This window comes from Halomonas colorata (assembly GCF_014897985.1).
Lineage (GTDB): Bacteria > Pseudomonadota > Gammaproteobacteria > Pseudomonadales > Halomonadaceae > Vreelandella > Vreelandella colorata.
The window spans coordinates 43,311-52,801 of record NZ_JABUZA010000033.1; the positions used below are offsets into that span (position 1 = coordinate 43,311).

7 protein-coding genes are annotated in these 9,491 nt (G+C 45.9%); 6 read left to right on the forward strand and 1 reads right to left on the reverse strand.

The window, feature by feature from the left end; genetic code table 11:
- Positions 1-19: 19 nt before the first annotated feature.
- The 6 genes from INT33_RS15250 (at position 20) to INT33_RS15275 (ending at position 9,101) form a co-directional block, all read left to right on the forward strand.
- Positions 20-1,813, forward strand: coding sequence for an ABC transporter ATP-binding protein (locus INT33_RS15250; protein ID WP_226912594.1), 1,794 nt, complete (start codon positions 20-22; stop codon positions 1,811-1,813).
- Positions 1,807-3,558, forward strand: coding sequence for an ABC transporter ATP-binding protein (locus INT33_RS15255; protein ID WP_193060395.1), 1,752 nt, complete (start codon positions 1,807-1,809; stop codon positions 3,556-3,558). The genes INT33_RS15250 and INT33_RS15255 overlap by 7 nt, the downstream gene beginning before the upstream one ends.
- 40 nt (positions 3,559-3,598) lie before the next feature.
- Positions 3,599-4,867: an MFS transporter gene (locus INT33_RS15260; protein WP_226912599.1), complete on the forward strand. Its 1,269-nt coding sequence runs from the start codon at positions 3,599-3,601 to the stop codon at positions 4,865-4,867.
- Between the two features lie 305 nt (positions 4,868-5,172).
- Positions 5,173-7,227, forward strand: a complete 2,055-nt coding sequence (locus INT33_RS15265) for a TonB-dependent receptor (RefSeq protein ID WP_193060393.1) — start codon at positions 5,173-5,175, stop codon at positions 7,225-7,227.
- A 146-nt stretch (positions 7,228-7,373) separates the two neighbouring features.
- Positions 7,374-8,078, forward strand: a complete 705-nt coding sequence (locus tag INT33_RS15270; RefSeq protein WP_193060392.1) for a 4'-phosphopantetheinyl transferase family protein — start codon at positions 7,374-7,376, stop codon at positions 8,076-8,078.
- A gap of 222 nt (positions 8,079-8,300) precedes the next feature.
- Complete coding sequence (locus tag INT33_RS15275; protein WP_226912595.1) at positions 8,301-9,101, forward strand: hypothetical protein; 801 nt, start codon at positions 8,301-8,303, stop codon at positions 9,099-9,101.
- A gap of 52 nt (positions 9,102-9,153) precedes the next feature.
- On the opposite strand, the gene INT33_RS21530 is transcribed toward INT33_RS15275, so the two are convergent.
- Complete coding sequence (locus INT33_RS21530; protein ID WP_328515357.1) at positions 9,154-9,369, reverse strand: hypothetical protein; 216 nt, start codon at positions 9,367-9,369, stop codon at positions 9,154-9,156.
- Between the last annotated feature and the right edge of the window lie 122 nt (positions 9,370-9,491).

The window sequence follows — 9,491 nt, forward strand, 5'->3', positions numbered from 1 at the left end:
AATTTTCGAGGCTTTTAAATTGAAAAATCAAACGGTTGAATGGTTTGTGGAGCTGGTTGGTAGCCAGAAGCGTCGGTTAATCGTTTCTATGATTTTGGCTGTGATTTATGCTTTGTTGACTATCGTTCCTTATCTGATTATCTATCAAATGATCGATGGTTTTGTAAATGGCACTATAACTGGAACAAAAGAAGTGTGGTACTGGGTGTTGGCTGCCGGAAGCGCACTGGTTGCAAAGATGGCATTTCAACTATTATCCGGATTATTGTCACATAAAGCGGCTTTTCAGTTGTTGTTTGAACTCCGGCAAAAGCTGGTGGATAGTGTTGGCCGATTAACCTTGGGTGAAAGTAATAAGCAAGCTTCAGCGACGGTAAAAAAAATTATTGCCGATGATGTAGATAAAGTAGAAACATTTATAGCGCACCATATGCCCGATATGGCCGCAGCAATTGTGATGCCCATAGTTGCGACGCTTGCTTTGTTTTATATTGACTGGCGTCTGGCTTTGCTGGCTATTCTGCCTCTTCCGATTGCAATTTTCCTGCAAGTGAAGATGTTTAAAGGGTTTAATCAGCGGGTTGAACGTTATTATCAAGTGGTTGGTGATCTGCATATCTGTATTGTCGACTTTGTTAAATCGATTCAGGTAGTAAAAGCCTTCAATATAAAGGTGAGCTCCTATCAGAAATACCGCCAGGCCGTTGCAGCTCACCATGAACTGGTCACCAACTGGTTGCTGGATACTAAAACCCCGGCTGCGCTGTTTAAGTTATCGCTTGAACTCGGCTTCATATTTATACTTCCGGTCAGCGTATGGCTTCATGCAGAGGGTAGTCTGAGCTTGCCAACCTTGTTCGTTTTTATGCTGCTTGGAGTAGGGTTAATGCAGCCTTTATATAACCTGGTTGAATTTGGGGGCATGTTCAGCGAAATGTTGAAAGGGGTCGAGTCGATCCAGCGTTTCTGTACCCATAAACCGCAGCAGGAAGGTGACTCACTTCAGGCTGTAGTCAGCACAGATATTTGTTTTGATCAGGTGAGCTTTACCCATGATGGAGCCACGGACAAGACGTTGGATGAAGTCTCGTTTGTCGCCGAACAAGGCAGGATTACAGCAATCGTAGGCCCTTCTGGTGCTGGTAAAACTACAATTGCACAGTTGATCCCACGCTTTTTTGATAACCAGAGCGGAAGCATCCGGATTGGTGGTGTTCCGGTCCAGCAGTTTCCTTTAAATCAATTGATGTCGTTGGTGAGTTTTGTTTTTCAGGATGTGTTTATTTTTGAACAGTCAATTGCCGACAATATTCGTATGGGTAACGAGGCGCTTTCTCTTGCCGAAGTAGAAAGTGCAGCAATAGCCGCCTGTGCCCATGAGTTCATTCAGGAAATGCCGGATGGGTATCAGACTATCGTTAAACAGGGGAGTTTAAGTGGAGGGCAGGCTCAGCGGATTGCGATAGCAAGAGCGCTGGCTAAAAACTCTCCTATCCTCATTTTGGACGAAGCCACAGCCTATGCCGATGCCCGGAATGAAGTCCGGATTCAGCAGGCGATTTCCCGTTTAATGCGTGGCAGAACAGTACTCGTGATTGCTCACCGGCTCAATACCCTGACTCAGGTCGATAAGATCGTTGTGATTCAGGACGGCAGGAATGTTTCACAAGGTACCCACACACAGTTGCTTGCAGAGTGCGAATTGTACCAAGCGATGTGGAATGCTCATCAACGAACCAAGCAGTGGCGGATGACAGAGAAACAACTGACGCAGCAAAGCGAATTGTATTTAGTGGGAAAAGAGACATGTTGAAAATCAAAACATTGAAACGACTGACGGGCTCTTCCTTAAAAGGCCTTAAGTTCACAATAGGTCTGACGGTACTGGACGCTTTTTTTGCCTCGGCTCCGTATGGGTTTCTCTACTATATTCTGCTGGATATGCTGTCAGCCAATCCCAGTCTTCAATATCAGCTCAGCCTGGTAATGTGGTGTGTGATCATGATGGTAGCGCGCGTATTCCTGGCACGTGCGATTCATCTGAAGATTAATTTGATTGGCTTTGCTGCCGGGCGCCAAATTCGGGAACGACTGGGTGAGCATCTCAGAAAAATGCCGATGGGTTTTTTTCAAAGCTCCGATTTCGGCAATATTAACAATAGATTACTAAAAGATGTCGATCTCATTGAGCGGATCTTTACCCATCTCTATGCGCCTATGATCGCAACGGCTTCAGTGCTGATCTTTTTTGCACTGGGGCTGACACTGAAAGACTGGCGTATGGGTCTTGCGATGATGTCGACGCTCCCTCTGGCGGTGGTGGCTTATTGGCTGACACGCAACTATGCCCGAAAGTGGCAAGATCATATGCAGGGGTTGATGCACCAGCTCAACGATGCGGTGATGGAGTATGTGGATGGGCTGAAAGAACTGAAGTCCCATCAGATGGTCGGCAGTATGTTTAAACGTCTGGACTCGGTTTTGAATCAGACTCGGCAGAAAGCAATGAAAGCCGAGGTTGCCGCGGTCTGGCCAGTATATAGCTTTAATTTCCTGGTTGAGGTCGGGTTTATCGTATTACTGGTGGCTGTGACCTGGGCCTGGTTAGGGGAATCGCTGACCCTGGCTGAAGTGCTGCTGTTTTTGATCGCTGCGACGCGTTTCTTCCGTCCGTTGCTGAATATGTCGATGTTTCTGGCCGAACTGAACTTCCTCAACCTGGCTGTTGGACGGGTTGATGAACTGATTGCACTGCCGCAGTTATGCGGTGGTTCGAAAAGACCGAAATTGCAGGACATGACGGTTCGAATGGAAGACGTGAGCTTTTCTTATCCCGGTTCGGCCACTGTGTTTCAGCACTTTAGCCTCACTCTTGAAAGCGGGAAAATTACTGCATTGGTTGGCCCGTCCGGATCAGGTAAATCAACGGCAGCCTCCCTGATCGCGCGTTTTTGGGAGTTGGATGAAGGAGCGATTTGGGTTGGTGATCTGCAAAACCCGGTGAAACTGACCGAGATGGATGAAGAGTACTGGCTGCAACATGTTAGTGTGGTTTTTCAGGCCAGTTATCTATTTAACGACACCATTGCAAATAATCTGCGGGTCGCCAGACCAGGCGCGAGTGACGATGAATTATGGCAGGCGCTGGAGATGGCAAAGCTGGCTGCACGTGTGCGGGCTATGCCTGATGGGATGGAGACAGAAATAGGGGCGGCTGGGGTACATTTATCCGGAGGTGAGCAGCAGCGCCTGTCGATCGCCAGGGCGATGCTTAAAGATGCTCCCTTTGTGATCCTGGATGAAGCAACTGCATCCCTGGACCCTGAAAATGAATATGAGATTCAGATGGCTATACAGGCTTTGATTCAAAAGAAAACGGTTCTCGTGATTGCCCATAAATTATCCACGATTCAGCATGCGGATCAGATTGTGGTTCTTGACCAAGGCAAAATTGTTGAACAGGGGCAGCATAGTGAGTTGTTGGCCAATCAGTCCTTGTACCACGAGTTATGGCATCTGCAGCATCAGTCCCAGAGCTGGGTGTTGGCTGCCGGGTAGACAGGCCATGGATGAATCACGAAAAGGTCGAAATATTGAGATGTATACACATGAACTATCCGGACAGCAGAAGCAGCTGTCGCCGTCTTCGGGCCCAGGTAAGAAACTGATAGTTATACTCTTCTGCTTATACCTGACTCAGGGATTGCCCATGGGACTGGTATTTCATGCGGTCCCCACGTTGTTGAGATCTTCACAGTTGTCATTGGAAATGACGGCTATGGTCCCGTTGGCAGGTCTCTTCTGGGCACTGAAATTTTTATGGAGCCCCTTTGTTGATAACCACTGTATTGCTCGCATTGGCTATAGAAAGTCGTGGATCATTCCAATGCAGTTACTCATGGCGGGATCGATTTATTGTTTATCCTTCATTGAGATTGATGAAGCATCGCTATTCAGCCTGATGATATTTCTGGCAATCATGTCTTTTGCCGGCTCTACACAGGATATCGCCACGGATGGATTTGCGGCCGAGAATAGTCAATCCGACTACCTGGGGCTAATCAATACCATTCAGATGTCGGGAATATTGGTGGGTTTGTTGGTTGCCGGGCCGCTGGCATTGGTATTGTTTGAATATCTCGGTTATCACCACACCTATATAGCCTTGTCTGTTCTGGTGCTCCTGTCGTTATTACCGGTCTTGTTTTGGTCAGAAAAGGTTCGGGTGGGGCAGAGGCATCGAGCCGAAAAAGCGTCGCTCAGACTGTTTTTTCGTACACCGCTTGCAACATCGAGTCTGGTTTTATGTTCTCTGGTCACGGTTTACGGGGTGGTGATTCTGGCCATTTCGAGATTTATCCTGGTAGACGGGGGGTGGTCGATGACAGAGATAGGTACGCTTACTGGCGTGGCCCATTTGATGATGATGTTAGTTGGTTGTCTATTTGCGAGTGTGGTTATTCAATGGCGGGGATATCGCTTTACACTGGCAGCAGGACTGGTGATGGTCCTTTTCGGCGGAGGGTTGTGGCTTTGTTTGGCTCAGGCGTTGATTTCTGCGAATTGGTTTGTCTGGATGAGTGCGCTGGTTGTAGGTCTGGGGATGGGGTTGGTGGCGGTCAGCACCTATACCTACACAATGCGTTTTTCGCAGAGAACACCGCAGCCAGGGACGAACATCGCTATTTTTCAAAGCACTCAGACTTTGTGTGAAATTGTATTTTCATCGATTGCTACTTATGTTGCCGGCAGCCTGGGTTACAGCGTTGTTTTTGTTGCTGGGTCCTGTCTTGCGCTGCTGTGCCTGGTCGCGTTATTCAAGCTTCGTTATTACGCGCACTTTAATCAGCAATTAATGCCCGCTTAATTTGCGGGCCCCCAGCGCTGAATCTATCAGGGCTGGTTTCTTTTCTGTTTGTTTTTTTATCCAGCGTTCATCTGTTCCAAAAAAATCTCAATGATAATCAATCGCATTATTGATTTTGCATGACTGATTTGCAATACTGTGTTGCAAATTGGTTGTCTGGCGCTTTAAGAGTCCAGATTCGCGATTTCTTTGACACAAATTAATGCTTTCATCCCAACCAGTGCATAGCTGTTTTGTGCTCTGAATTCTTTATTCGGAGTCCCGCTTATTTTGATTTTTATCTTAATAGTATGAGGAATATAAGAATGTCTTCACGTTGGAAAAAAATCCCTCCCGTTTCTTTGGTCGCGGTTTTTATATCGGCTTCTTGTTATGCAGAGGAGGCGGAAAACCAGGTTTTCGAGATCGAACCTATCGTTGTGACCGCACAAAAAGTTGAGCAAGGATCTCAGGATGTTCCAGTAAGCCTGTCTGTTTTTTCTGAAAAAGAATTAGAAAAAAGAAATATCAGTGACACTTACGACCTGGTCAATAAGACTCCGAATTTAAGTATGATTAAATCCGGCAACCCTTCCGATGCCAGTTTTTTGTCCTTGCGAGGAATTACACCAACAATGGAAGGGTCGCAGACAGTATTGTTTCTGGTTGATGGCGTTCCCTATCTGACTTTTGATACAGATATTTTTGATGCAGAGCGCGTTGAGGTATTACGGGGACCGCAAGGTACTCTGTATGGTAAAAATGCCTCCTCTGGCGTTATCAATGTCATAACTAATGCCCCTGAATTTCGAAAAGAAGGAAGCGTTGGGCTCGGGGTTGGTAATTACGGCGAACTCAAAACGACTCTGATTTCCAATGATGCAATCAATAATGAACTGGCATATCGGGCGGCATTTCAGTTTGATAAGAATGACGGATATTTCACGCGCTCTACGGATGGCAATGATGAACTCGATGATGTGAATAATTTAAATGGACGCGTGAAACTTAGATGGAGTCCATTAGACTCAAGATGGGACATGATTACGACCATCCAGGGCCAGAAGCAGCGTAACGGAAACAATTCATTTGCATCGTTAAGTCAAATAAAATCCGACTCTCATAAAGTCTATTCGGACACAGACGGGTATAATGATGTTGATGTGTATACAGGATCGGTACGGGTCAGTCGACAAGGTAATAACGTTGATTTTACATCGACTACTGCGTATACATACGAAAATAAAGATAGCGAGCAGGATCTGGATTTTACCCCTCTTCCGGAATATCAAACTGTTTTAGATGTGATTTCAAAGCAGAAGCGATTTACGCAGGAGTTCCGTTTTAATTCAAAGCAGGATCAGGCATTGAGATGGCTGACTGGTATCTACTTTGAAAACGAAGATTCAATAAATGATATTGATTATTACTATATGGAGTACCCAATGGGTGACTCCTATTCAGATATGGAGTCACTAAACTACGCTGTATTCGGTAACGTCAGCTATCTTATAAGTGATCAATGGGAATTCGTTTCTGGTCTGCGTTATGACCGCTCAGAACTGGATTTCGATTATGCCAGTGGCGCGATGTCCGCTCAGTATACCAATTCTTACACGAAACTTCTGCCAAAAGTGGGCGTAAACTATTATGCAGGTGAAAATGTCATGGTTTACACCTCGGTTTCTGAAGGCTATAAGAGTGGTAGTTTTAACCCATTGGTACCAAGTGGAGTGGCGCCTGCCTATGATCCGGAATATACCATGAATTACGAATTGGGTATGAAGAGTCAGTGGTTGGATGGCCGCCTGACAGTCAATGGCGCCCTGTTCTGGATTGACTGGAAGGATCAGCAGGTTGAGCAGCAGCAATATCCTTATTCATATACCGATAATGCGGGTAAGACTGTCAGTCGTGGCGTTGAATTGGACGTTAGTTGGATGGCAACTTCTGATTTAAAGCTTTTCGCCAACGGCGGATATAATGATGCTCATTTCGATGATTACAATGTGTCTCGGTATGATGGTAGTGGTAATTATGTAGGAGATTATGATTATTCCGATAAAAGTCCGGCGAACACACCTGGTTATACTTATACGCTGGGCGCTGACTATACGTTTATGAATAATTATTTTGTAAATTTTGATTATAGCGTTATAGGAAAAATGTATTTTGATAATGAAAACACAGAAAGTCAGTCAGATTTTGGTGTGTTTAATGTTCGGACTGGTTATGCAGACAGTAGATATGAAGCTTCGCTGTGGGCTAAGAATCTTTTTGATGAAGAATATGTTACTCGTGCATTTGTCATGAACGATAATTGGTATGGCCGCTCCGGCGATCCAATGACTATGGGAGTTGATTTCAAAGTCAAGTGGTAGGTTCGTATATAGTTTTTGTTTTTTCGGTTGTATGTTTTTTGCGATAACATTAAATGTTTTCCGGGTAGGCATATTGGATATCTAGCCAGTATGTGTGCCTGGATTTTTTATTTGTATATCGTTTTTTTATTTTAAGGGTGTCGCTGGTGCCTAGATCGAGTGAATGTTTTATTGGTAAGTCTGAAGTTTTACATTTGGGAGGTGAGTTTATTTATGTTCGTTATTTTGATGTAATTAATTTTATTGAAAATGATATTTATCCATATGATATATTTTTGCCTTTGCAGCTAAATGCAGCGGCGGTCAAGCGTAAGGCTGAATTCATCGCCGGTAGAGTTGTAGCTTGTGATGCTATATGTGCGTTAGAAGAAAAACCGGTCCAACTCGATATTGGTGGAAATCGTGAGCCAATTTGGCCGAAAGGTTTTGTTGGTTCAATTTCCCACAATGATAAGTGTGCGGTTGCCGTTGCAAAGTATAGGGAGCCGGTGTTGCTAGGTGTAGATGTTGAAAATTGGATGTCTCAAGAGCAAAGTGTAGATTTGTCAGGAATTATTGCAGGGAGAGCAGAGGTTTCATTGTTGAAAAGTTTATCACTTTCTTATTCGCAGGGGCTGACGATTTTATTTTCGGGTAAAGAAAGTTTATTTAAAGCTATTTATCCGGTATCGCATCGATACTTTGAGTTTTCTGACTCAAAGGTGGTTTTTTGGAATGAGAAGTATAATTATTTTGTTGTTGAATTGTCATCCAGTGTTTTAGATATTTTGAGGCGGAATTTGGTGTTTAAAATTTTCTATAATTGTGAGCCAGGGCAGGTTTTTACATTGGCCATTTCTATAGTTGATTAGAATATTTTTTAATATACGTTAATGCTAGTGGTGTACTAATCGTCGTAGTCAAGATTCTGCCAGAACCTGATATTATTCAGATGGCCCCCGGTTTCTGGCCCTTCCGTGTACGTTCAGGGATATGTGGGCATTGCAATGATGCTGCAAGCGCTCCAACATACCTGCGTCAACCAGTCACGTCGCTGTATGGTAAGCAATCAAAGTACACCAGATGGAGTTTTCGTGATTCCGTGTCAAAAACAACTGCCCATGATTCTGGCTTTTGGCTGGATGTCGGTTGCCAGCGCTGATGAAGATTGTCTGGCGTCAGCCCAGACGGACCTGGAACGTATTTACTGTGAGGTTGTGGCGCGTGGTGGTGCGGGCCTGCCTTCTATGATGGATTTCAGGCGTAATGATTCAAGGGTGCAGGCGCTCTTGTTGCGTCAGCCGGCTAGGAGTCTGGGGCTGACATTGCCTGAGGTTTCCTCCATTCCTGAACCAGAGGTGGCCAGGCAAACAGAGGAGCCCGCGAAAGAATCCGGCTCTGAGCTTGCGATTACCCGAGTGTTGGCGGGTTGCCAGTTGCAGGAAGAACTCATTCAGTGTCCGGGCCTGGCCTATGAACTGGCAGCTAATCGTTCACTGGAAACATTGGACGACGGCGTTCTGGAACCGGGTAATCGCCTTGGAATAGTGCCTTTCGATGGTGAGCGTAATGATGATGAAGCCGTACGAACCTATCTTTCGGCCGCCTATGATCGTTACATTCCCCAAATGCTGGCCATTGGCCTTGGCGCGAATACCATGAGCTTTACGGCGTTTCACAACGCCTTTCATACCCTGGAAAGCGGCGGCGTGGATTTTTCCGAGCGCATGGAAAAGACCTACGAGCTGCTCAAACAGGATCGAAAAACTCTGGGCTTGAAGACCCGTTATCACAATGAGTTGCCAGAAAGCCTGTCTCTGTGTGAAACCATCAATCGCGACGTTATTGTGTGCGACAACGTTAGGACCAACTGGGTTTTTGTCCGGGCGGATTAATAGTCCCTGAGCAGTTCTATAACGTTGTGGAGATTTCGATGAACGGTTTGCCTTACACCATCCGGTAGCGCCGTTCCGGCCTGCCAATGCTGCCATAGCTGACTTCGGCCACTAGCGTGCCGGTGCCGGTCATGTATTCCAGGTAGCGTCTTGCGGTAGTGCGCGATGCACCCATGGCGGCGCCCACTTCCTCTGCACTCCAGGGCTTGCCGTCGGCAATTAACTCCCGGATCTTGTCCAGAGTAATGACATCAATGCCCTTTGGCAGCCGGTGATGGCTGTCGTTGGCTGTGTCGCCAGCGCTGCGTGGGAGCGTAAGCGTTCATTCCACGACGTAGTTGACCTACTTCACGTCACGGAGAGGCCTTAATAACTCCGGCGAGACCTTGT